At 67.7% G+C, this 21,581-nt stretch carries 20 protein-coding genes and 1 pseudogene; 9 read left to right on the top strand and 12 right to left on the bottom strand.

Features of this window, described 5'->3' with window-relative positions:
* The 4 genes and pseudogenes from fis (at nt 1) to purD (ending at nt 3,751) form a co-directional block, all read left to right on the top strand.
* Complete coding sequence (gene fis, locus FHQ07_RS10495) at nt 1-303, top strand: DNA-binding transcriptional regulator Fis (protein ID WP_139716752.1); 303 nt, start codon at nt 1-3, stop codon at nt 301-303.
* 55 nt (nt 304-358) lie between these two features.
* Nucleotides 359-1,948 (top strand): bifunctional phosphoribosylaminoimidazolecarboxamide formyltransferase/IMP cyclohydrolase, encoded by a 1,590-nt coding sequence (gene purH / locus FHQ07_RS10490; protein ID WP_139716751.1) that lies wholly within the window; start codon nt 359-361, stop codon nt 1,946-1,948.
* Nucleotides 1,949-1,950: 2 nt separating this feature from the next.
* On the top strand, nt 1,951-2,463 hold the full coding sequence (locus FHQ07_RS10485) for a GNAT family N-acetyltransferase (RefSeq protein ID WP_240703468.1): 513 nt from the start codon (nt 1,951-1,953) through the stop codon (nt 2,461-2,463).
* A pseudogene (purD, locus tag FHQ07_RS10480) lies at nt 2,460-3,751 on the top strand (phosphoribosylamine--glycine ligase). Before FHQ07_RS10485 ends, purD begins: the two are co-directional and overlap by 4 nt.
* Before the next feature lies 1 nt (nt 3,752).
* Here the strand turns inward: purD and FHQ07_RS10475 are convergent.
* Nucleotides 3,753-4,319 carry an arylesterase gene (locus FHQ07_RS10475; RefSeq protein ID WP_277871791.1) on the bottom strand — a complete coding sequence of 189 codons (567 nt, stop codon included), beginning with the start codon at nt 4,317-4,319 and terminating at the stop codon, nt 3,753-3,755.
* A gap of 7 nt (nt 4,320-4,326) precedes the next feature.
* Between FHQ07_RS10475 and FHQ07_RS10470 the strand changes: the two genes are divergently transcribed.
* Together FHQ07_RS10470 and FHQ07_RS10465 are read left to right on the top strand one after the other, a co-directional pair.
* Nucleotides 4,327-5,076, top strand: coding sequence for an ABC transporter ATP-binding protein (locus FHQ07_RS10470; RefSeq protein WP_139716749.1), 750 nt, complete (start codon nt 4,327-4,329; stop codon nt 5,074-5,076).
* Nucleotides 5,077-5,096: 20 nt separating this feature from the next.
* Entirely contained in the window at nt 5,097-7,562 is a 2,466-nt protein-coding gene (locus FHQ07_RS10465; RefSeq protein ID WP_168191540.1) for an ABC transporter permease, read from the top strand.
* Between the two features lie 3 nt (nt 7,563-7,565).
* On the opposite strand, the gene FHQ07_RS10460 is transcribed toward FHQ07_RS10465, so the two are convergent.
* Complete coding sequence (locus FHQ07_RS10460) at nt 7,566-8,783, bottom strand: NAD(P)/FAD-dependent oxidoreductase (protein WP_139716747.1); 1,218 nt, start codon at nt 8,781-8,783, stop codon at nt 7,566-7,568.
* An 80-nt stretch (nt 8,784-8,863) separates the two neighbouring features.
* Here FHQ07_RS10460 and FHQ07_RS10455 point away from each other — a divergent pair, with 80 nt between their 5' ends.
* Nucleotides 8,864-9,325 carry a hemerythrin domain-containing protein gene (locus FHQ07_RS10455; RefSeq protein ID WP_139716746.1) on the top strand — a complete coding sequence of 154 codons (462 nt, stop codon included), beginning with the start codon at nt 8,864-8,866 and terminating at the stop codon, nt 9,323-9,325.
* Between the two features lie 36 nt (nt 9,326-9,361).
* Here the strand turns inward: FHQ07_RS10455 and FHQ07_RS10450 are convergent, their stop codons facing one another.
* The 6 genes from FHQ07_RS10450 to FHQ07_RS10425 form a co-directional block, all read right to left on the bottom strand.
* Nucleotides 9,362-9,637 (bottom strand): hypothetical protein, encoded by a 276-nt coding sequence (locus tag FHQ07_RS10450; RefSeq protein ID WP_139716745.1) that lies wholly within the window; start codon nt 9,635-9,637, stop codon nt 9,362-9,364.
* Between the two features lie 132 nt (nt 9,638-9,769).
* Nucleotides 9,770-10,633 carry a 4,5-DOPA-extradiol-dioxygenase gene (gene ygiD, locus FHQ07_RS10445; protein WP_139716744.1) on the bottom strand — a complete coding sequence of 288 codons (864 nt, stop codon included), beginning with the start codon at nt 10,631-10,633 and terminating at the stop codon, nt 9,770-9,772.
* Between the two features lie 84 nt (nt 10,634-10,717).
* On the bottom strand, nt 10,718-11,251 hold the full coding sequence (locus FHQ07_RS10440; protein WP_139716743.1) for a DUF4199 domain-containing protein: 534 nt from the start codon (nt 11,249-11,251) through the stop codon (nt 10,718-10,720).
* 107 nt (nt 11,252-11,358) lie between these two features.
* Entirely contained in the window at nt 11,359-11,799 is a 441-nt protein-coding gene (locus tag FHQ07_RS14650) for a LuxR C-terminal-related transcriptional regulator (RefSeq protein ID WP_139716742.1), read from the bottom strand.
* Between the two features lie 172 nt (nt 11,800-11,971).
* Nucleotides 11,972-12,859: an NERD domain-containing protein gene (locus FHQ07_RS10430; protein WP_139716741.1), complete on the bottom strand. Its 888-nt coding sequence runs from the start codon at nt 12,857-12,859 to the stop codon at nt 11,972-11,974.
* Nucleotides 12,856-15,648, bottom strand: coding sequence for a DNA methyltransferase (locus FHQ07_RS10425; protein ID WP_139716740.1), 2,793 nt, complete (start codon nt 15,646-15,648; stop codon nt 12,856-12,858). The genes FHQ07_RS10430 and FHQ07_RS10425 overlap by 4 nt, the downstream gene beginning before the upstream one ends.
* A gap of 160 nt (nt 15,649-15,808) precedes the next feature.
* On the opposite strand from FHQ07_RS10425, the gene FHQ07_RS10420 reads away from it, so the two are divergent.
* On the top strand, nt 15,809-17,719 hold the full coding sequence (locus FHQ07_RS10420; protein ID WP_139716739.1) for an MFS transporter: 1,911 nt from the start codon (nt 15,809-15,811) through the stop codon (nt 17,717-17,719).
* A gap of 132 nt (nt 17,720-17,851) precedes the next feature.
* On the opposite strand, the gene FHQ07_RS10415 is transcribed toward FHQ07_RS10420, so the two are convergent.
* The 4 genes from FHQ07_RS10415 to FHQ07_RS10400 are packed head-to-tail and all read right to left on the bottom strand — an operon-like array spanning nt 17,852 to nt 20,829.
* Nucleotides 17,852-18,754, bottom strand: a complete 903-nt coding sequence (locus FHQ07_RS10415) for a regulatory signaling modulator protein AmpE (RefSeq protein WP_139716738.1) — start codon at nt 18,752-18,754, stop codon at nt 17,852-17,854.
* A gap of 25 nt (nt 18,755-18,779) precedes the next feature.
* Entirely contained in the window at nt 18,780-19,706 is a 927-nt protein-coding gene (gene nudC, locus FHQ07_RS10410; RefSeq protein ID WP_139716737.1) for an NAD(+) diphosphatase, read from the bottom strand.
* Nucleotides 19,703-20,068 (bottom strand): iron-sulfur cluster insertion protein ErpA, encoded by a 366-nt coding sequence (erpA, locus tag FHQ07_RS10405; protein ID WP_425476965.1) that lies wholly within the window; start codon nt 20,066-20,068, stop codon nt 19,703-19,705. The genes nudC and erpA overlap by 4 nt, the downstream gene beginning before the upstream one ends.
* Nucleotides 20,069-20,124: 56 nt before the next feature.
* Nucleotides 20,125-20,829, bottom strand: coding sequence for a DUF6776 family protein (locus FHQ07_RS10400; RefSeq protein WP_240703467.1), 705 nt, complete (start codon nt 20,827-20,829; stop codon nt 20,125-20,127).
* Between the two features lie 93 nt (nt 20,830-20,922).
* On the opposite strand from FHQ07_RS10400, the gene FHQ07_RS10395 reads away from it, so the two are divergent.
* Nucleotides 20,923-21,504: a DUF4126 domain-containing protein gene (locus FHQ07_RS10395; protein ID WP_139716735.1), complete on the top strand. Its 582-nt coding sequence runs from the start codon at nt 20,923-20,925 to the stop codon at nt 21,502-21,504.
* The last annotated feature ends 77 nt before the right edge of the window (nt 21,505-21,581 follow it).

Here is a 21,581-nt window from a genome sequence, read left to right as displayed (position 1 = left end):
ATGGATTCGCTCGACGCGGTTCGCATCGAGGGCTCCCGCTTGAACGTTTCCGCCGACCGCCAGGACGCCAGCCGCGCGCCGTTGCGCGACCACGTGGCAACCTCCGTGCGCCGCTACCTGCGCGATCTCGACGGCTGCGATACCGACGACCTGTACAACATCGCCCTGCGCGAGCTGGAAATCCCGCTGTTCGCCGAGGTCCTGAAGCACTGCGACGGCAACCAGAGCCGCGCCGCGACCATGCTCGGCATCCATCGCGCCACCCTGCGCAAGAAACTCAAGGATTACGGGCTCTCCTCCTGAGCCTGCGGCGGCAGCGCGTTTATAATTCGCGCTCCCCTCCGCACCGCCTCTCCGCATGACCGCAAACCTGTTCGAAGGCCCGTCCGTGGCCGTTCGCCGCGCCCTGCTGTCCGTCTCCGACAAGACCGGCCTGCTCGATTTCGCCAAGGCGCTGGCTGCGCACGGCGTGGAACTGCTCTCCACCGGCGGCACCGCCAAGACGCTGCGCGAGGCTGGCCTCACGGTGAAGGACGTCAGCGAGCACACCGGCTTCCCGGAAATGATGGATGGCAGGGTGAAGACGCTGCACCCGAAGGTGCACGGCGGCCTGCTCGGCCGCGCCGGCACCGACGACGCGGTGATGGCGGAACACGGCATCGACAGGATCGACCTGCTGGTGCTGAACCTGTATCCGTTCCTGAAGGTGTCGATGGATCCGGCCAGCAGCTTCGAGGACGTGATCGAGAACATCGACATCGGCGGCCCGGCGATGCTGCGCAGCGCGGCCAAGAACTTCGCCCGCGTCGCCGTCGCCACCGATCCGGCGCAGTACGCCGGGATCGTCGACGAGTTGAATGCCAATGCCGGCGCGCTGTCGGCGAAGACCCGCTTCGGCCTGGCCGTCGCGGCGTTCAACAACGTCGCCTTCTACGACGCCTGCATCAGCAATTTCCTGTCGGCGAAGCAGGACGACGGCAGCCATGCGCAGTTCTCCGCGCAGGCCAACGGCAACTTCGTCAAGGTGATGGACCTGCGCTACGGCGAGAACCCGCACCAGCAGGCCGCGTTCTACCGCGACCTGTGGCCGGCGCCCGGTTCGCTGGCGACGTTCACCCAGCTGCAGGGCAAGGAACTCAGTTACAACAACATCGCCGACAGCGATGCCGCGTGGGAATGCGTGCGCCAGTTCGAGCTGCCGGCCTGCGTGATCGTCAAGCACGCCAACCCGTGCGGCGTGGCGATCGGCGCCGGTTGCGCCAATGCCTATGAAGCCGCCTACGCCACCGACCCGACCAGCGCGTTCGGCGGCATCCTCGCGTTCAACACCAGGCTGGATGCGGCGACCTGCAAGGCGATCCTCGACCGCCAGTTCGTCGAAGTGCTGATCGCGCCGGATTACGAGGATGGCGCGCTCGATTACGCGCGCAAGAAAGCGAATGTGCGCGTGCTGCGCATCCCGATGGCCAAGCCCTCGCCCGGCTTCATCGACACCAAGCGCGTCGGCTCCGGCATGCTGATGCAGACCGCCGACGACCGCGTGATTACCCGCGACGACTTGAAGGTCGTGACCAAGCTCGCGCCCACCGAGGCGCAGTTCGCCGACCTGCTGTTCGCCTGGAAGGTAGCGAAGTTCGTGAAGTCGAACGCGATCGTCTATGCGAAGGACCACCGCACCATCGGCGTCGGCGCCGGGCAGATGAGCCGCGTGTATTCCGCGCGCATCGCCGGGATCAAGGCGCAGGACGCGGGCCTCGTGGTCGAAGGCTCGGTGATGGCCAGCGATGCCTTCTTCCCGTTCCGCGATGGCATCGACGCCGCCGCGCAGGCCGGGATCAAGGCGGTGATCCAGCCGGGCGGTTCGATGCGCGACAACGAGGTGATCGCGGCGGCGGACGAGCACGGGATCGCGATGGTGTTCACCGGCGTGCGCCACTTCCGCCACTGACGATGGCCGACGCGATCCTGCGCGATGCCGTGGCGGCGGACTTCGAGCGCGTGCTTGCGCTGAATGCCGCCGAAGTGACGCAGACCAGCGCGATGGATCGCGTGCGGCTGGAGGCATTGGCCGCGCTGGCCTGTCGCTTCACCGTCGCCGAAGCGGATGGCCGCGTGGTCGGCTTACTGCTGGCGATGGATCACGACGCCGCCTACGACAACGACAACTTCCGCTGGTTCGCCGCGCACGCGCCGCGCTTCGTCTACGTGGACCGCATCGTGGTGGATGCCGCCGCGGCCGGCATGGGCATCGGCGGCACGCTCTACCGCGACCTGTTCGCGCAGGCGCGCCGGCGCGGCATCGATCGCGTCGTGTGCGAATACAACCTGGCGCCGCCGAATCCGGCGTCGAAAGCCTTCCACGACCGCTTCGGTTTCGTCGAAGTCGGCCGGCAACATGTCGCCGGCGGCAGCAAACTGGTGTCCCTGCAGCAACTCGTTCTTGCCCCGGAGGCAATGTCATGAAAGTCCTCGTCATCGGTTCCGGCGGCCGCGAACACGCGTTGGCGTGGAAGCTCGCGCAATCGCCGCGCGTGTCCGAAGTGCTGGTCGCACCCGGCAATGCCGGCACCGCGACCGAAAGCAAATGCCGCAACGTCGCGGTCAAGGCCACCGACATCGACGGCCTGCTGCAGCTCGCGCAGATCGAGGACATCGCACTGACCGTGGTCGGCCCGAGCAGCCACTGGTGGCCGGCGTGGTCGATGCGTTCCGCGCGCAGGGCCGGCGCATCTTCGGGCCCACCGCCAAGGCGGCGCAGCTGGAAGGCAGCAAGGCGTATGCGAAGGACTTCCTGCAGCGCCACGGCATCCCGACCGCGTTCTACGCCGTGCATACCGATGTCGATGCCGCGCTTGCCTACCTCCGCGAGAAGGGTGCGCCGATCGTGGTCAAGGCCGATGGCCTGGCCGCCGGCAAGGGCGTGATCGTGGCGATGACGCAGGACGAAGCCGAAGCCGCCGTGCGCGACATGCTCAGCGGCAACGCCTTCGGCGACGCCGGCGCGCGCGTCGTCATCGAGGAATTCCTCGATGGCGAGGAAGCCAGCTTCATCTCGATGGTGGACGGCAAGACCGCGCTGCCGATGGCCACCTCGCAGGACCACAAGCGCGTGGGCGATGGCGACAGCGGCCCCAACACCGGCGGCATGGGCGCGTATTCGCCCGCGCCCGTGGTCACGCCCGAGGTGCATGCGCGGGTGATGCGCGAAGTGGTGAATCCGACCGTGGCCGGCATGATCGCCGACGGCATCCCGTTCACCGGCTTCCTCTACGCGGGGCTGATGATCGACGCCGACGGCGCACCGAAGGTGATCGAATTCAACGTGCGCTTCGGCGATCCGGAAACCCAGCCGGTGATGCTGCGGCTGGAATCCGACCTGGTCGAGCTGGTCGAAGCCGCCATCGACGAGCAGCTGCACGCCATCGAGGCGCGCTGGACGCCGCAACCGTCGCTGGGCGTGGTGCTTGCATCCAAACCGTATCCGGACACGCCGATCACCGGCGATGCGATCTCGGGCCTCGATGCCGTGCCCGCGAACGCCAAGGTCTTCCATGCCGGCACCGCGCTGGACAATGCCGGCAAGGTCATCGCCACCGGCGGTCGCGTGCTGTGCGTGGCCGCGCTGGGCGACAGCGTGGCCGATGCGCAGCGCAATGCCTATGCCGGCGTCGACGCGATCCATTGGGACAGCGAATTCCACCGCCACGACATCGGCTGGCGCGCGATCGCGCGCGAACACGGCACGGCCTGACTCAGCGCGCGGGCAACGCGTCCAGCGCCCGCAACATCTGGTCCGCCAGCAAGGGCTGCGCCGCGGCCACCGGGTGCAGGTTGTCGGCCTGGAACCATTTGCGCTGCGTGCCCAGCGGCGCCAGGAAATGCGGCACCAACCCGGCATCGAGGCGCTGGGCGATCAGCGCGTAGCTGCGCTGGAAATCCGTGGCGTAGCGGCCGAAGTTCGGCGGCAGCTGCAGGCCGACCAGCAGCACGCGCGCACCGGCCGCTTTCGATGCACCGATCATCCAGCCCAGGTTCGACCCCAGTTGCGTGAGCGGCAGGCCGCGCAGGCCGTCGTTGGCGCCGAGTTCGATCACCACGATGTCGGGTTTCGTCCGCGCCAGTTCGGCGGCGATCCGGCTGCGCCCGCCGGCGCTGGTCTCGCCGGAAATGCTGGCGTTGTGGAAGTCGTAGCGCGCGGATTTCGCCTCGGCCAGCGCCACCCAGCCCTGTTCCGGGCGCAGGCCATAGGCCGCGGACAATGAATCGCCCATCACCAGGACTTGCTGCCCGCGCGCCGCGGCCGCCGGAGCGGCTAGCATCAAAGCCATGACGCACACGCCCGATACCCACGCCCGCAACGACATCGACACCGCTCCCGTTCCAACGCCTGCCGCAGACGCTAGCACGCCCGCGCGCGGCAGCCTGCGCACGCGCGGGGTCGGCAAGACGGTGGCGTTGCCGGACAGTCAGCTGACCATCCTCGACGACATCGGCCTGGACATCACGGCCGGCGAACGCGTGGCCATCGTCGGCGAATCCGGTTCCGGCAAGACCACCCTGCTCTCGCTGCTGGCCGGCCTGGACGTGCCCAGCCACGGCGAGGTGTGGCTGGACGGCGTGCCGATCCACGCGGCCGATGAAGATGCACGCGCCGCCTTGCGCGCGCAGGCGGTGGGCTTCGTGTTCCAGAACTTCCAGCTGATGCCGGCGATGAGCGCGCTCGACAACGTGGCGCTGCCGCTGGAATTGCGCGGGAAGTCCGGCACGCAGGCCGCGCGCGAATTGCTGCAGAAGGTCGGCCTGGGCGAACGCCTGCATCACCTGCCACGCCAGTTGTCCGGCGGCGAGCAGCAACGCGTCGCCATCGCCCGCGCCTTCGTCGCCAGGCCGCGCATCCTGTTCGCCGACGAACCCACCGGCAACCTCGACCGCAAGACCGGCCTCGCCATCGAGGACCTGCTGTTCGACATGGACAGCGCGCGCGCGACCACGGTGGTGGTGGTCACCCACGACGAGCGCCTGGCCGCGCGTTGCGACCGCCAGCTGCGGCTGGATGCCGGGCGCCTGCGCGCATGACTTTCGCGGGGACGATGCGGATGGCCACGCGGCAGGCGTGGCAGGGCTGGCGCAACGGCGAATTCGGCGTGCTGCTGGCCGCGTTGTTCGTGGCGGTGCTCGCACTCGCGGGCGTCGGCAGCATCGCCCAGCGCACCACCGATGCGCTGGCCGAACAAAGCCGGCGCCTGGTCGGCGGCGATGCCGCGTTCAGCAGCGACGACCGCGCCATCGATGCCGCGCAACGCGATGCGCAACGCCTGCACCTGCGCATGTTCCGCAGCGTGGAACTGGCCAGCATGGTCGGATCGCACGAGGCCGCACCGCAGCTCGGCACGCTGAAGGCGCTGGCCGACGATGCGCCTCTGCTCGGTCCGTACACCGTGCGCACCGCGCAGGGCGTGCAGCGATTGCCGCGCCCCGCCGCCGGCACGCTGTGGCTGAGCGACACCGGCGCGCAGCGCATGCGTAGCAAGCTTGGCGGCATGGTCGAGGTCGGCGGTCGGCCGCTGCGCTTGGCCGGCATCGTCGTCGAGGAACCCGACCGTCCGCTCAACGGCGTGGAGCTCGGGCCGCGGGTGATCCTGCCGCTTTCGGAAGTCGAAGCCGGCGGACTGCTCGGCCCCGGCGCGCGCGCGACCTGGCGGGTGGCGGTGACCGGCGCACCCGTCGCCATCGCGCAATGGGTCAAGGCGCGTGAAGCCGAACGCATGCCCGGCGCCCGCGTCGAAACCGGCGACGACCTCAGTCCGCAATTGCGCAACGCGCTGGAGCGCGCGCAACGTTTCCTGTCCGTGTCGTTGGTGCTGACGGCCGCACTGGCGGCGGTCGCCATCGGCATGGCGGCGCGCCAGCATGCGGAACGGCATCGGCAGATCGCGGCCACCTTGCGCGCGCTCGGCGCGGGCCAGCGCGACATCGTCGGCCTGTACGTCGGCACGCTCGCCATCCTCGGCGGCATCGCGATCCTCGCCGCAGTCATTGCCGCCGCGGTGTTGCAGCAGATCGCCGGCGCGTGGATCGCCGAGCAACTCGGCACCGCGCTGCCACCGGCGAGACTGTTGCCGTTGCTGCAGGGCGCGCTGGTCGGCATCTGGATCCTGCTCACCTTCGCGCTGCCGCCGTTGCTGGCATTGCGCCGGGTGAGTGCGCTGGCGGTGCTGCGCAGCGACCTGCGCACGCCGTCGCCGCCGGCCTTGCTGCTGTTCGCGTTGGCGCTGCTTGGCCTGCTCGCATTGTTCTGGCAAGCCGCCGGCAATGCGCAGGCGGCCGGCATCCTGCTCGGCGGCCTGCTGGCGACCACTTTGGTGCTCGGCATCGCCGGCTGGGCGCTGGCCGCCTTGGTCGCGCGCGCCGGACGCGGCGGCAGCGGCATCACCCGTTATGCGCTGTTGAACCTGTCGCGACGCCACCGGCTCACCGTGGCGCAGGTGGTCGCGCTGGGCACCAGCCTGATGGCGTTGCTGCTGTTGCTGCTGGTGCGCACCGATGTGTGGGAGCAGTGGCAGGCCACGGTGCGCGGCGATGCGCCGAACCGCTTCGTGATCAATGTGCAGCCGGAACAGCGGCCGGCGTTCGATGCCGTGCTCCGGCGCCTCGACTACCACTCGGTCGGGCTGTCGCCGCTGATCCGCGCGCGCTACATCGGCCCCAGTGCGCAGCAGCGCGGGCGTCCCGCGCCCGAAGGCCGCGGCGAACGCCTGGCCGACCGCGAATTCAACCTGTCCACCGCCGATGCGCTACCGGCAGGGAATACGTTGAAGGCCGGAAAGTTCTGGAATGCGGCGACGGCGCGCAATGAATTTTCCGTGGAAACCAGGTTCGCCGAACAATTGCGCTGGCAGCTGGGCGACAAGATCACGTTCGATGTCGCCGGCCAACGCATCGAAGGCAAGATCACCAGCCTGCGCGACGTGCGCTGGGAAAGCTTCACGCCGAACTTCTTCGTGCTGGCCTCGCCCAACATGGCGCGCGAGCTGCCCGCCACCTACATCACCGCGGTGCGCGTGCCGCGCGGCGATACTGCGCTGGCCAGTGCGCTCTCGCAAGCGCTGCCGAACGCCAACGTGATCGACATCGATGCGATCACCGGCGAGATCCGGTGCATCGGCGACCAGGCCGCGCTGGTGATCCAGGTGGTGTTCTGGTTCGCCTTCCTGTCCGGCTGCCTGGTGTTCGTGGCGGCGGTGGCGGCGACCCGGCGCGAGCGCATCACCGAGCTCGGCGTGCTGCGCACGCTGGGGGCCAGCAGCGCGCAACTGCGCAATGCGCAGCTGGTCGAGTTCGGCGCGATCGGCGCGATCGCCGGCGGCATCGCCGCAGTCGCGGCGGCCGGCATCGGCACCCTGTTCGCGCAGCGCGTGCTCGACCTGCCGCCGACCTGGAGCGCGACCACGCTCGCCACCGGCGCCATCGTCGGCACCGTGGCGGCGATGCTGGCCGGCTGGCTCAGCATGCGCCGCCACCTGCACGCGACGGTGCGCGAGACGCTGGGCGCCGGCAGCTGAGGTTCAACCGCGCGACATGCGTTCGAAGCCGAACAGGGCCTGCAACGGATGGCGCCTGCGCTGCAGCTGCATGCGCAGGATGCGCGCGCCGATCGCCGCATAGGTGATGCCGTTGCCGCCATAGGCCATCGCGAACTGCACGCGCGGGCCATGTTGCGCATGCGCGCCGAAGAACGGCAGGCCGTCGCCGGTTTCGGCGAAGGTGCCGGCCCAGCAGAAGGCGGGCTGCAGCGTCAGCTGCGGAAACATGCGCTCCACCCGCTTGCGCAGCTGCCGTGCCTTCGACAGCACGCGGCGGTCGCGGCGCGCCGGCACGTCGACGGCATCGTCCGCGCCGCCGACCAGCAGCCGGCCATCGCCGGTGCTGCGCAGGTACAGGTACGGCCGCGCGGATTCCCACACCAGCGTGTCCGCCAGCGCGCGCAAGGCGCCTTCAGGCAAGGGATCGGTGATGTAGGCGTAGCTGCTCGCGTTGCGCGCGACGCGTGCATCCAGCCAGTGCTGCGCGGCATAGCCGGTGGCCAGCACCACCTGGCCAGCGCGCAGCGTGGCGCCGTGATCGGTCCGCAGCGCCACGCCACGCGAGCCGGCCTCCAGACTGGCGATGCAGGTGCGGTCGAAGATCCGCGCACCGCCGCGCTGCAGGCGCTGCAGCAGGCGATGGGTGAAGCGATACGGGTCGATGCGCGCGGCCTGCGCGCTCAGGATCGCGCCCGCCGCGCCGATCCCGAAGCGCTCGCGCAGCGCGGCGCGCTCCAGCCATTCCACCTGCAGCCCGTGCCGCGCGCGCAACGCGCATTCCTCGCGCATCGCGCCCGCATGCCAGCGACGGCTGGCGAAATACAGGCTGTCGGCACGCGCGAAGTCCACGTCGCCGAGCTGTGCGGCCAGCCCGGCCAGCGCATCGAGCGCCTGCGCGCAGGCGCGGTACGCCATCGCCGCATCGGCTGCGCCGTACCGTTTGGCCAGCTCGAGCAGCGGGGTATCGATCTCGTATTGCAGCAGCGCCGTGCTCGCCGCGGTGCTGCCCCAGCCGATGTCGCGCTGCTCCACCAGCACCACATCGAAACCGTGCGCCGCCAGTTCGCAGGCGATCAGTGCGCCGGTGATCCCGCCGCCGACCACCGCGACCTCGCACCGCTGGTCCCCGGCGAGCGGCGGGAAGGCCTGCATCAGGCCGTTCTTCACGGCCCAATAGGGGTATCCGCTCTTAAGGTCCACGCCTGCCCCGGCACTTGCCTCCGTGGGCGCAGCCTGTGCGCATTCCCGTGCAGGAAGAGTCAACGAGACAGGAGAACGCCATGACCACCGGGAACCTGTACGACGCCCTGCGCGAAAGCCACGAACGCCAGCGCGGCCTGTGCCGCCGGCTGCTGCGCTCCAAGCCCGGCACCCGCGCGCGCATCGAGCTGTTCGCCGCGCTGCGCCTGGAACTGGCCGCGCACGAAGCCGCCGAGGAGCGCTACCTCTACGTACCGATGCTGATGGACGACGCCGGCCTCGATGCCTCGCGCCATGCGCTGCACGAGCACCACGAGATCGACGAACGGGTGGCCGAGCTGCAGTCGCTGGATCCGCGCGGCGAACCGTGGCTCGAGAAAGCGCGCGGACTCTCGCACCAGGTGCACCACCACCTGCGCGAGGAGGAAAGGAAGTTCTTCCAGCTTTCCGGGAAGATCCTCGGCGCGGCCGCGAAGCTGCGCTACGCCGGCGGCTACCGACGCGACTACGCCAGGATGCTGCGCAAGCTGGCCGCCGAATGAGGGATGCGGCCGCGACCGGCCGCATCCGTTCCGGCCTCAGGCCACGGCCTCCTGTTCCGGCGGTGGCTGCAGTTCCTTCGCCAGGTCCTCCAGCAAGCCGACTTCCTCGTCGAGCACCTCGTGGAATTCGGCCTGGCGGGTCATCAGCTCCTCGAACTTGCCCGCCTGTTTCAATTTCTTCAGCGGGCCGTCGAACAGCAGCCATTGCGCGGTCAGCTGCTCCACGTAGGTCCTGGAGTAGTGCCGCATTTCCTTCAGCTGCGCCAGCGCGGCATTCACTTGTTCCAGCGGCGTCTTCACATCGGCCGTCATGGGGTGGCTCCTGGGTGGGGGAGGCGCCACCGTACCGACCCCGACCTGTCCACCGCGCGAACGCGCGCGCCGCGCACCGATCGCGGTTCCGTCGGGTTCAGCCGTGTCGACGCCTCGTGACGGCGTCGCCGTTCACACGTTCGCGTCTTCCGGCGGCAGGGTGGTGTCGATCGGCGCCGCGCCGCCGCCATCGCCCGTGGCTTCGGGGCAATGCGCCTGCAGCGTGTACGCGGTCATCGACAGCGAACCCAGGGCATAGCCATCGACCAGCACATCCGTGGTCTTGCCGGCGGCAGACGCCAGCCCGGCGACATACAGCAGCGGCAGGAAATGTTCGTCGGTCGGCACCGCGAGCTTGTAATCGCGATGCGAGGCCAGCGACGGCACGTCGTGCGGGCGTTCGGTCATCAACGCACGCGCGGCGTCATCGAACCGCTGCGCCCAATCGAACCCGCCATCCGGCTGGTGGCGATCCATCGCGCGCAGGTTGTGCACCACGTTGCCGCTGCCCACGATCAGCACGCCGCGTTCGCGCAACGCCGCCAGCTTCGCACCCAGTTGCAGGTGCCAGTCCAGCGGCTTGCGCGCATCGATCGACAACTGCACCACCGGGATGTCGGCATCGGGGAAGGCATGCACCAGCACGCCCCAGGTGCCGTGGTCGAGCCCCCAACCATCGAGGTCCGCGCCGACGCGATCCGGCGAGATGGCGTCGGCCACTTCCTGCGCCAGTTCCGGCAGGCCCGGCGCCGGGTACTGCACGTCGAACAGCGCCTGCGGGAAGCCGTAGAAATCGTGGATGGTGCGCGGCCGCGGCATCGCGGTGACCGCCAGTCCGTTGACGTACCAGTGCGCCGACACCGCCAGGATCGCCCGCGGCCGCGGCACCGCCGCGCCGAACGCGCGCCAGGCCTCGGTATAGCGGTTGCGCTCCAGCGCGTTCATCGGGCTGCCGTGGCCGAGGAAGGCGGCGGGCATCAGCGGGGTGGCGGACATGGCGGACTCCATCGGCATCGACCCCCTCACTCTATGGGCACGGCTGCGCAGGTGCGATGCCGATGGATGGAACGCAACGGTGCGTTACCGCGCCGGCAGCACCCGCGGATTGCGCAGCACCAGCGCCGACACCAGCGAGACCAGCACGCCGACCGGGAACACCTCGGCGAAGGTCATCGGCAGGCGGAACAGCGGGTTCGCATACTGGACCTTGAACGCCTCCATGTCTGCGGTCAGCCTGGCCAGCGCGGCCGGGTCGATGCCCTTGGCCTTCTGCGCGGCGATCACCGACGCGGCGTAGCTGCCGGCGAAGTCGTGGACGATGGTCGCCTGCACGAACTCCCACGCCGCCACGTAGAACAGCGCGGCGACGAACGAGATCCCCAGGCCCATGCCGAACGCCGGCCAGAACCGGATCACCCCGCCGCCGGCCACGTCGCGGTGGTGCTTGATGCCCATGAACACCGCGCTCAGCGCCAGCAGCATGGTCGCGTAGCCGATGACCATGCCCATCGCGCCGTGCGGCATGTCGCCGCCGGCCGACCAGAACCCCACGATCATCACCGCGCCGACCACCAGCCCCGCGATCGCGCCGTACTTCAGGATGTCGCGCCACATGCCCCACCTCCGATTGATTGCACCAGCCCGGATTGCAGGCGATTCGCCCCGCCGCGTCCATCGCCCGGAAGGGTGATTTCATCGGAATCACCCATCAAAACGCAGGCTTACGGCATCAGGCCCAGTTCCCGCGCCCGTCGCAAGGCCTCCGTGCGGCGCTTGGCCCCCAACTTCTCCAGCAGCCGCGCGACATGGGTCTTCACCGTGTTCGGCGAGACATGCAGGCGCGCCGCGATCTCCTTGTTGGAATGGCCGGCAGCGATCTCGTGCAGCACCTCCAGCTCGCGCGCACTGATCCCGAGCGCCGCCTGGGCTTGCGGATTGCCCTCGCCTTCCGTCGGCGGCGGACGCTTCGCCAGCAGGCGTACCCCCAGCCAGATGCCGAGCGCGAGGAAGCCGGTGGCCAGCAGGCCGTCGTAGACCAGCCCCGCGTTGCTGCGTACCAATCGCTGGTAGTCCAGCCACTGCAGGAGCACGGTGCCGGCCGCGAGCAGCGCGGCGTACAGGGCAACGTGGGTCCAGGGGATGGGGAGGCGGGAGCGCGGCATGGCGCCATGCTACTGCCGCAGGATCTTCTTCATAAAGGAAAAGGGGTCAGAGTAGATTTCGTGCCGACCCAGCCCGGCCAGCCCGTACACCACACCACGAAACTCTACTCTGACCCCTTTTCCGCTGACCTCTTTTCCGCCGTGACAAAACCGCTTGCCTTGGTCATCGGCACTATTCCTTGATTTCCGGGTAACGGAGCGCTAGCGACTGTGCAATCAGCGCACGTTGGTTCGCATCAATCCGTTCGGTTGGGTATGCCATGAAATCCGCCCCCCGCCCCATCGGCGTGAACACGCGAACGGGGGATGCCTTCGCTTGCTCCGTGCGTTCGATGTACCAGCCCGGCAACGACAGAGCGGGGATCACCGGGAAATCGCTCCCCAGCTTCTCTCGCAGGAAGCGCGCCAACCATTGCGCCCCTCGCTCTGCCTGCGGCACGGCTTCGACGTTAGTGAAATCGGGGAAATGCAGTGCCCGTCCGTCGAATCGGACGCGATGGTTTTCGCCATCGCCCTTCGGCTTCCGGAAGGATTTCGTCTCGATCGCAAACACCGCTTGCGGCGACACAACCACATGATCGATATTGCCGACCTCGCTAGGCAAGTCATGCAGCACCACGCATCCTTGGGCGACGAGCCGATTGAGCTGCATTCCCGTGACGCGTTCCGCCAAAAGTCCATCGCGCGCTTGCTCACGCTGCTTGGCATGGCGCTGGTACTGCCAAAAGCCATATCCGAAAAAAATGAGCCAACCTGCCACGAATATCAGCTCGGCCACCCCGAATCGAACGTTCGTCCAATCGATTCGCAGCGTTGCCCAGACCAGAAACAGCAACGGCAACGCGAGCGTCATGACGTCGACGCCGTAGCCGACACCTTCACTGGCCTTTTCGATTCGATCCAGCAATTGCTGTCCCGGCACATGGCCGATCTGCTTACCATGCAGTGGCGAACGTCGGCGCTGGTACTGGCGTAGCAGCTTGAAGCCAATCACGACGACGCCGGTGAAGAGCACCGACGCCACGAAGACGAAGTGACCGATGAAGACTTGCCATTTCATGCAACCGGGTCCTTGCGCTTGCGCGCCGTCTTCTTCTGCTTCGTGGCCGGCAACAGGCTGGTGAGGGCCTGGTAGCGTTCGAACAGGAAGGCCACTCGCTCGGCGTCGGTGGACAGTTTTGGTGGTTTGCGGCCTGCGGCCTTTTCGGCGGCGATGTAGGCGGCGTCAACGGCCTTGTCGAGGGCGGCATGCGCCTTGACCAGGGCGGGTGGCATGGTCAGTGGGTCGTAGAGATCGGCCAGCGTAGCATCGGGGAACTGGGCGCGGGCGCCCAGTACGCCTTGGGCGGCGGCTTCGATGGAGGTACGGTGTTTCTCGTCGCTGATGTCCGGCCAGGGGAAGTTGTTGTAGACGGCGGGCGCATAGCTGTAGCGACTTTCAAGTCGACCAGCGACGGCGCGCATCCAAGCCATGTGCATGGTCGATGTCAGAACACCGAGGTGGAAAAGCGTCGCACCCGGAATGATGATGAGCTTCTCGTGGGCGATGACATCAGGCTCGAGGTATCCCATCGGGATGAATGTGCGCCGTTCCGATGAAACTCTAGGGATTGCCAGATATGACGTCGTCGGCTGGCGATCCTGCGTGAAAAGGCTCGGGCGAATAGCCCACTCGCGCACACTTGCAGTTGAACTTCTCAGACGGGCCGCCTTCACTTTTTCAAGTCGATCAAGTACAGCCGGCATCTTCCGCAACGCGCTCGGCGGACAATCCTTTAGCCACAAGCAATATCGCATTGACCCATTGATCAACTCTTCGCCACCGATGAACGGTTTCACCCACTCGGCGGCAATTGGATCTTGTGCGAGCAAGTCTTCTCTTTCCTCTGGATCAAGAATCAGATGACCGCCATCAGTCGGCTGGCTGCCTTTAGTCATTAGTGGATAGCCGTGCGGCGGCTGTGTCCTGGACGGAAGTACCAACTCACCGCCTTCCACGAGATACGGACTCAGTGATCCGACGATCTGCTCATGTGGCTCGCCTTTGAGTTCGACGTAATCGAAAATTCGCTTAGGAACTGCATCCGTCAAACCGAATCCAACGATGACGCAATGAACCGCTGCTTTTCCCTTTGCCTCATTTGTCCACTGAAAAGTACGATGGCCGAAGTGAAGGCGCACTCCGCGAGCTAACAAATCTGCCCACAGAATGCCAACCTGTTCGCCTTGACTGATCGAATTTGTCGAAACGAATGCAGCCCGAATTGCTGGATTGCCTTGCATGTAATCAACAGCCAAGCGGTACCAAGCCGTGACGTAATCGAGCCGCCCGAACCGCCCTTCCGAGCCCCAGATGCGAGTCATGTCTGCCATCTGATCGGCGTCGCGCCACTGATGCCCGATAAACGGTGGATTTCCCAGGATGTAGCTCAGTTCCACCGCCGGCACCACGTCGTTCCAATCGATCCGCAACGCATTGCCATGCACGATGGTCGCGGATTTCTTCAGCGGCAGCCGCACCACGTTTTCGCCGAAGTGCTCGGACACCCGCAGGTTCATCTGGTGATCCATCAGCCACATCGCCACCTGGGCGATCTGCGCCGGGAACTCCTCGATCTCGATGCCGTAGAACTGGTCCACATCGATCAACACATGGTCCTGCACCCGCACCAGCACCGACTGTTGGGTGGCGAATTGGCGCTTCAACACCTCGAGCTCCAGTTCGCGCAGTTCGCGGTAGGCGATCACCAGGAAATTGCCGCAGCCACAGGCGGGATCGAGGAATTTCAACGTGGCCAGCTTGCGGTGCAGCTGGGCCAGCTTTTTCTCGTCCTTGCCGGCCTTGTCCAGTTCCACCTTCAGCCCATCCAGGAACAGCGGGCCGATCAGCTTGAGGATGTTCTTCTCGCTGGTGTAGTGCGCACCCAGGTTGCGCCGCGCCTTGCTGTCCATCACCGACTGGAACATGGAACCGAAGATGGCCGGGCTGATCCGGCTCCAGTCCAGCGTGCTGGCGTCCAGCAGCAGGCCGCGCATCTGCGCGTTGAAATCGGCCAGCGGCAGCATTTCCTCGAACAGCTTGCCGTTGACGTAGGGCAGCTCGGCGAGCTGCTCGTCCAGCGTCTTCTGGCGCGCCTCCGGCGGGGTGTTCAGCACCTGGAACAGGCGGCCGATCCACAGGCCGAGGTCGGCACCGTCCACGGAGGTGCGCTGGTCGATGAGGTCATGGAAGGCCTGCCGCGGAAAGATGCCGGTGTCATCCGCGAACAGGCAGAACAGCAGGCGCACCAGCAGCAGTTCCAGTGAGTGGCCGTCGTAGCCTGCGGCCTTCAACGCATCGTGCAGCTTGCCCATGCGCTCGGCGGCTTGCACGTTGACCGGGTCTTCTTCCTTGTAGGTACGGGCCTGGTAACCGCTGATGAAGCCGAAACGGCCGATCTGCTTGGGCAGGTCGGCCAGCTTGAATTCGACCGGAGCGGCATCGCCTTCGAGGTCGTGCAGCCGGAAGCGCTGGAAGTCGCTGACCAGCACGTAGCGTGGCAACTCGGCATCACCGATGCCGGCGAAGTAATCGGTGGCCTGCGCGTAGGCGGCATCCAGATCCACGCCGGCGCTCTTGTGCTCCGCCAGCATCACGCCGGGCCAGAACACATCGATGCGGCCCTGCTTGCTGCCGGAGAAACGCTCGGCCTTCTGCTCGAACACCGCCACGCGGCGGCGCTTGACGCCGAACACATCGAAGAAGCCGTTCCAGAAGCTCTGCGCTTCCGCACGCTCCGAGGTCTCTTGCGCCCATTCCTTGGCGAACGCGCGGGCGCGCTCCCGTATTTCGTTGAGACTCAGCGGCATCCGTTGCCCTCCCTGCCCGCGAGGCTATCGCGAAAAGGGGTCAGAGCGAAGTTTCTCGACTGTCGCTCAAGACTGAGCAGACATCGTGGACGCGAAATTCGATCTGGACTCCATTTCGCCTTTTCGGCTCCGCTAGACTCCGCAAAACCCCGGGGGACGCATGTCCGGCCACAGCCAGTTCGAACTGCTCAAGCAGCGCCGCTTCCTGCCCTACTTCACCGTGCAGGCGTTCGGGGCCTTCAACGACAACGTGTTCCGGCAGGCGATCATCGGCCTGCTGGGGGTGATGGCCGCGGCGGGCACGCTGGATCCGTCCACCCGCGGCACCTACACCCAGCTGGCGCCGGCGGTGTTCATCCTGCCGTATTTCCTGTTCTCCTCGATCGCCGGGCAGTTCGCCGAGCGCACCGAGAAGTCGAAGCTGATCCGCATCACCACCGCGATGGAGATCGCGATCATGTCGGTGGCGGCGGTCGCCTTCCTGCTGCAGAGCCTGCCGCTGCTGCTGGTGTGCCTGTTCGCCACCGGCGTGCAGAGCACGCTGTTCGGGCCGGTGAAGTATTCGATTTTGCCCTCGGTGCTGAAGCCGGAAGAGCTGACCGGCGGCAACGGGCTGGTGGAGATGGGCACCAGCATCGCGGTGTTGCTGGGCATGCTGTTCGGCGGGCTGATCTTCGCGGTGGCGGGCGAACACGGCACGCAGGCGGCGGCGGTGGCGGTGATCCTGCTGGCGGTCTGCGGCAACCTGGCCAGCCGCGCGATCCCGACCGTCGATGCCTCCGCGCCCGACCTGAAGGTGCAGTGGAACCCGATCCCGGAATCGCTGGCGATCCTGCGGCTGACGAAGAAGCAACTCGCGGTGCGCAATTCGGTGCTCGGCGTCAGCTGGTTCTGGTTCACCGGGACGGTGCTGACCGGCAACCTGCCGGTGTACGCGGAGACCCACTTGGGCGGCACGCCGACCCTCTACGTGTTCGTGCTGGCGGTGTTCTCGATCGGGGTCGGCGTGGGTTCGCTGCTGTGCGAAAAGCTGTCCGCGCGCACGGTGGAAATCGGCCTGGTGCCGATGGGCGCGATCGGCATGAGCGCCTGCATCCTGCACCTGGCGCTGGCGCCGGCGATCGCCGCGCACGGGCTGGACGTGCGCGGCTTCTTGGCGCAGCCGGGCGCATGGCGGATCGTGCTGGACCTGGCCGGGATCGGCCTGTTCTCCGGCTTCTACGTGGTGCCGCTGTTCGCGTTGATCCAGAGCCGCACGCCGAAGGATGAACTGTCGCGGGTGATCGCCGGCATGAACATCCAGAACGCGCTGTTCATCGTCGCCGCGGCGGTGGGCGGGGTGGCGCTGCAGCAGTGGCTGGGCTGGAGCATCCCGCAACTGTTCCTGGCGCTGGCGATCGCGAGCGTGCTGGTCGCAGCGTGGATCTTCAGCATCGTCCCCGAATTCCTGATGCGCTTCCTCAGCTGGCTGCTGGTGCGCACGCTGTACCGGCTCAAGCTGCACGGCATCGAAAAGCACGTGCCCGACGAAGGCGCGGCGCTGCTGGTCTGCAACCACGTCAGCTACATGGACGCGCTGATCCTGTCGGCCAGCATCCCGCGGCCGGTGCGTTTCGTCATGTACTACAGGATCTTCAACATCCCGGTGATGTCGTGGATCTTCCGCACCGCCAAGGCGATCCCGATCGCCGGCGCCAAGGAGGATCCCGCGGTCATGCAGCGCGCGTTCGACGCGGTCGATGCCGCGCTGGCCGAGGGCGAACTGGTCTGCATCTTCCCGGAAGGCGCATTGACCAAGGACGGTGCGATGGCGCCGTTCAAGTCGGGCGTGGAGAAGATCCTCGAGCGCCGCCCGGTGCCGGTGGTGCCGATGGCGCTGAAGAACATGTGGGGCAGCATGTGGAGCCGGCGCGCCAACGCGAAGCAAGGCGACCTGCTGGACCGCATGCGCGTGCCGCAGCGGCTGCGCGCGCATGTGGAGGTGGTGGCCGGCGCGCCGGTCGATGGCGCGACCGCGACGGCGGAATCGCTGGAGGCGCAGGTGCGCGCATTGCGCGGGGATGCGGCCTGAGGAAACCCGGGAAAACCGGGGTCAGAAAACCGGGGTCAGAGTCGACTTTTTGAACTGGAACCCGGTTCGCAGCAATTTCTCGGAAAAGTCGACTCTGACCCCGGTTTTCTTTTCCGGTTTTCCGGTTTGCTTTCAGCTCACCCAGCCGGCGACCACGAACAGCGCGATCACCGCCAGCCACAGCACCAGGATGCGCCAGACCAGGTTCATCGCGTCGCGCAGTTCGGGCAGCTCGCCGAAGACTTCGCTGAGCGCGGTGGAGGCCGACACGCCGGACTCGGTGTAGTCGGCCACTTCCTCGGCGATCTCGCAGCGCACGCTGGAACGCGCGGCGGCGGCAAGCAAGCCGCCGTGCAGGCCAAACGCGCCCTCCTCGCGCCATGCCGCCAGCACGCTGTCGAAATTGCCGACCAGGGCCAGCGCCAGGGTCATCAGCTGGGTGACCGGCCATTCGAGGATGGCGAGCCAGGTGTTCGCGCCGCTGGCGGTGTCGTGGGCGAGTGGCGCATCGTCGCGTTCGACCGCGAGCACGCTCAGGCGGTACAGCAACGCGCCGAACGGGCCGAGCGCGCAGAACCAGAACAGCACGCCGAACCAGCGGCGCAAGGCGTTGCGGAACACCGCCTCGACCAGCGAGGGGCCATCGAGCTGCACGCTGCCGCCCACCGGCCACAGCCGCGCGGCGGCATTGCGGCGCGATGCGGCGTCCGGCGCGTCGAGCACCGCCGCCACGTCCAGGTCGAGGTCGCGCGGGCCCCAGCAATAAAACAGCACGACGATGTCGAACAGCAGGCCGACGAAGCCCCAGATCGGCTTGTCCAGCGCGACCTGCAGCAGGCCGACCGCCAGCAACGGCACCACCAGCGCCAGCGCGATGCCGTACCTGCCGCGCCAGAAGCTGCCTTCGGGGAACTGCGCATTGAGCCAGCGCAGCCAGTTCGCGTACCAGCCGTACTGGCGCAGGCCGGAGGCGATGTCCGGCGCGAGGTGGCCGATGGCCAGCGCGACGAGGACGGCAAGCAGGGTGGCAGCCATGCCGCGAGTTTACTTGCTGGCGCGCCTACTTGTTCGCGTGCGCCGCATCGTGTTCGGCCAGCCATGCGCGGATCACGTGCCGCGCGATCGAGATCGGCGACGACAGTACGATGCCCTCGCCTTCGGCATCCGCCTTCGCCCAATCGTTGGCCAGCCCGGCGCGCACTTCCTCGGCAGTGAACCATTGCGCCTGCTCCAGCTCGTCGCTGGCGCGCGGGGTGTCCGCGTCCGCGTCGGCGATGAAGCCCAGCATCAGCGAGCCCGGGAACGGCCATGGCTGCGAGGCCAGGTAGCGCGCGGTCCCGGCGCGCACGCGCACGCCGGTTTCCTCCAGCACTTCGCGGGCCACGGTCTGTTCCAGCGTCTCGCCGGGCTCGACGAAGCCGGCCACCACCGACCAGCGCCGCGGCAGCCAGCCGGCCTGCCTGCCTAGCAGCAGCCGGCCGCCGTTGCCGACCGCGACGATCACCGCCTGGTCGGTGCGCGGATAGTGTTCGCTGCTGCAGCCGGTGCACACGCCCAGCCAGCCGGCACGGCGGAATGCGAGGGCCGCGCCGCAGGCGCCGCAATGGCGATGCCGCTGGTGCCAGTGCTGCAGCGCGCGCGCCTGCGCGAACAGGCTGGCCTGCCAGGCCGGCCAGTGGCTGGCGGCACTGCGCAGGTCGACGCGGTTCGGCGCCTCGAGGGAAAGCGTCGTCGCATCGGCGAAGAACCAGGCCCGGCCCTCGCGCAGGCCGAGGAAAGTCGCAGCGCCGGGGCCGCCGCCGAGTTCGGCGCCGGCGACGATGCGCAACGCCCTGTCGTCGTCGGCGAAGGCGCGTCCATCGGCATCCAGCACGATCACGCCGGCCTGCGGCCATGCCGCGTTCAGTGCGCCGGCGTCGTCGCGCAGGTGGTCGGCGCGATCCAGCGCGCCGTCGACGAAGGCGAAGGGCGAGTCGCGCCCGCTCACATCGTGAACGACGAACCGCAGCCGCAGGTGGTCTTCGCGTTCGGGTTGCGGATCACGAACTGCGCGCCGCTCAGCGATTCGCTGTAGTCGACGGTGGCGCCGGCGAGGTACTGCAGGCTGAGCGGGTCGACCAGCAGGGTCACCCCGTCGGTGACGATCGGAAAGTCGTCCTCGGCCTGGTTCTCGTCGAACTCGAAGCCGTACTGGAAGCCGGAGCAGCCGCCGCCCTGGATGTACACGCGCAGCTTGAGCCCGGCATTGCCTTCCTCGGCGATCAGTTCGCGCACCTTGGCCGCGGCCGCGGCGGTGAAATCCATCGGCGCACGCGGCGCGGCATTGGTGACGGTGTCGAGGGTGACGATATCCATGCGCACAGGATGGGGCGCAGACGCGCCGCATTCAACCGCATGGGCGGAAATCAGCGGCTTGCGGGTGCGCCTGCCGTGGCGTCGCCCCAGGTGAAGCTCTGCTCCACCGCGGCACCGGAGGACGGCACCAGCCGCGCGATCACCCGCACCGGCTTCACCCCGGCGGGCAGCACCAGGTCGCCCTCGACCTGCTGGAAATACTTGAACGAATACTCGATGCCGGGCGCGTTCTGCTGTTGGCGCAGCGCGCCCCAGGCGAGTTTCTGCATGCGTCCGGCATCGCTGACTTCGACCGACAACAGCAGGTGGCCGCTGTTGACCGCGCCGCGGTTGAGGTTCTGGGTGAGGGTGGCGACGAAGTGCCAGAGCTGCGGATCGCGTTGCGGCTCCAGCTTCAGTTCGTGCACGGTCAGGCCATGCCGCTGCCCGGTGGCGCCGACGAAGCGCTCGTAGAACGCCACATCGGCGCGCAGGCCGGCGATTTCCTCGTCGCGTTCGGCCAGGGTGCCCTGCAGGTCGGCATTGGCCTGGCGGCTGATCTGGTCGGAACGCTTGAGCGTCGCGGCTTCCTGTTCGAGCGCATCGATCCGCGCGGTCGCTTCGCGCAGGCGTTCGCCGGCATTGGCCGGCGTCGGGCCATAGGCGCGCCACAGTCCCCATCCCCCGAAGGCCAGCGCGGCCAGCACCAGCAGGACGAACGCCATCCGCGGATGGCCGCTGCCGGTGGCCGAATGCGGCGATGTGAAAAATTGCATGCGGCGATATCGCATCGCTTTTAAGCCTGCGTCAAGCCGCACTGCCGTATAGACTCGGGCCATGACGCCGCTGCGTGGCGTCGGGGAAGTGCCGTGGATCAAGCCCACCTGTTCGCCATCGGCGTGCTGCTGGCCTGGCTGGCCGGCATCCGCGTGTATCTGACCGTGTTCGGGGTGGGCCTGGCCGGCTACTTCGGCTGGCTGCACCTGCCCGAAGCCCTGCAGGCCACCCAGTCGCCGTGGGTGCTGGGCGTATCCGGTGCGCTGGCGGCCGGCGAATTCTTCGCCGACAAGATCCCGGGCGTGGATTCGGTCTGGGACCTGCTGCATACCCTGCTGCGGGTGCCGGCGGGTGCCTTCCTGGCCGCGGCGGCGATGTCGCCCAATGGCGAACTCGGCGCGGGCATGCTCGCCACCGGCGCCGGCGTGGCCCTCACCAGCCACCTGATCAAGTCCGGCTCACGCGCCCTGCTCAATACCTCGCCCGAGCCGGTGAGCAACTGGACGGCCTCCGTGACCGAGGATGCGGTGGTGGTCGGCGGACTGGCGCTGGCCTTCAGCCATCCCTGGATTGCATTGGCGATCGTGGTGTCGATCAGCCTGTTGTTCGCATCGTTCGTGTGGTGGCTCTGGCGCAAACTGTTCCGGCGCGCGCCCAGGCCACAGCCCGGCTGATGCCAGTGCAATGACCGCGCGGTGGCCGATCGCCAGCGTGTTTTGCGTCAGGTCTGGATACGGGTGCGTGCTGTTGG

This window comes from Thermomonas aquatica, assembly GCF_006337105.1.
GTDB lineage: Bacteria > Pseudomonadota > Gammaproteobacteria > Xanthomonadales > Xanthomonadaceae > Thermomonas > Thermomonas aquatica.
This window is presented reverse-complemented; position numbering and strand designations above follow the sequence as displayed.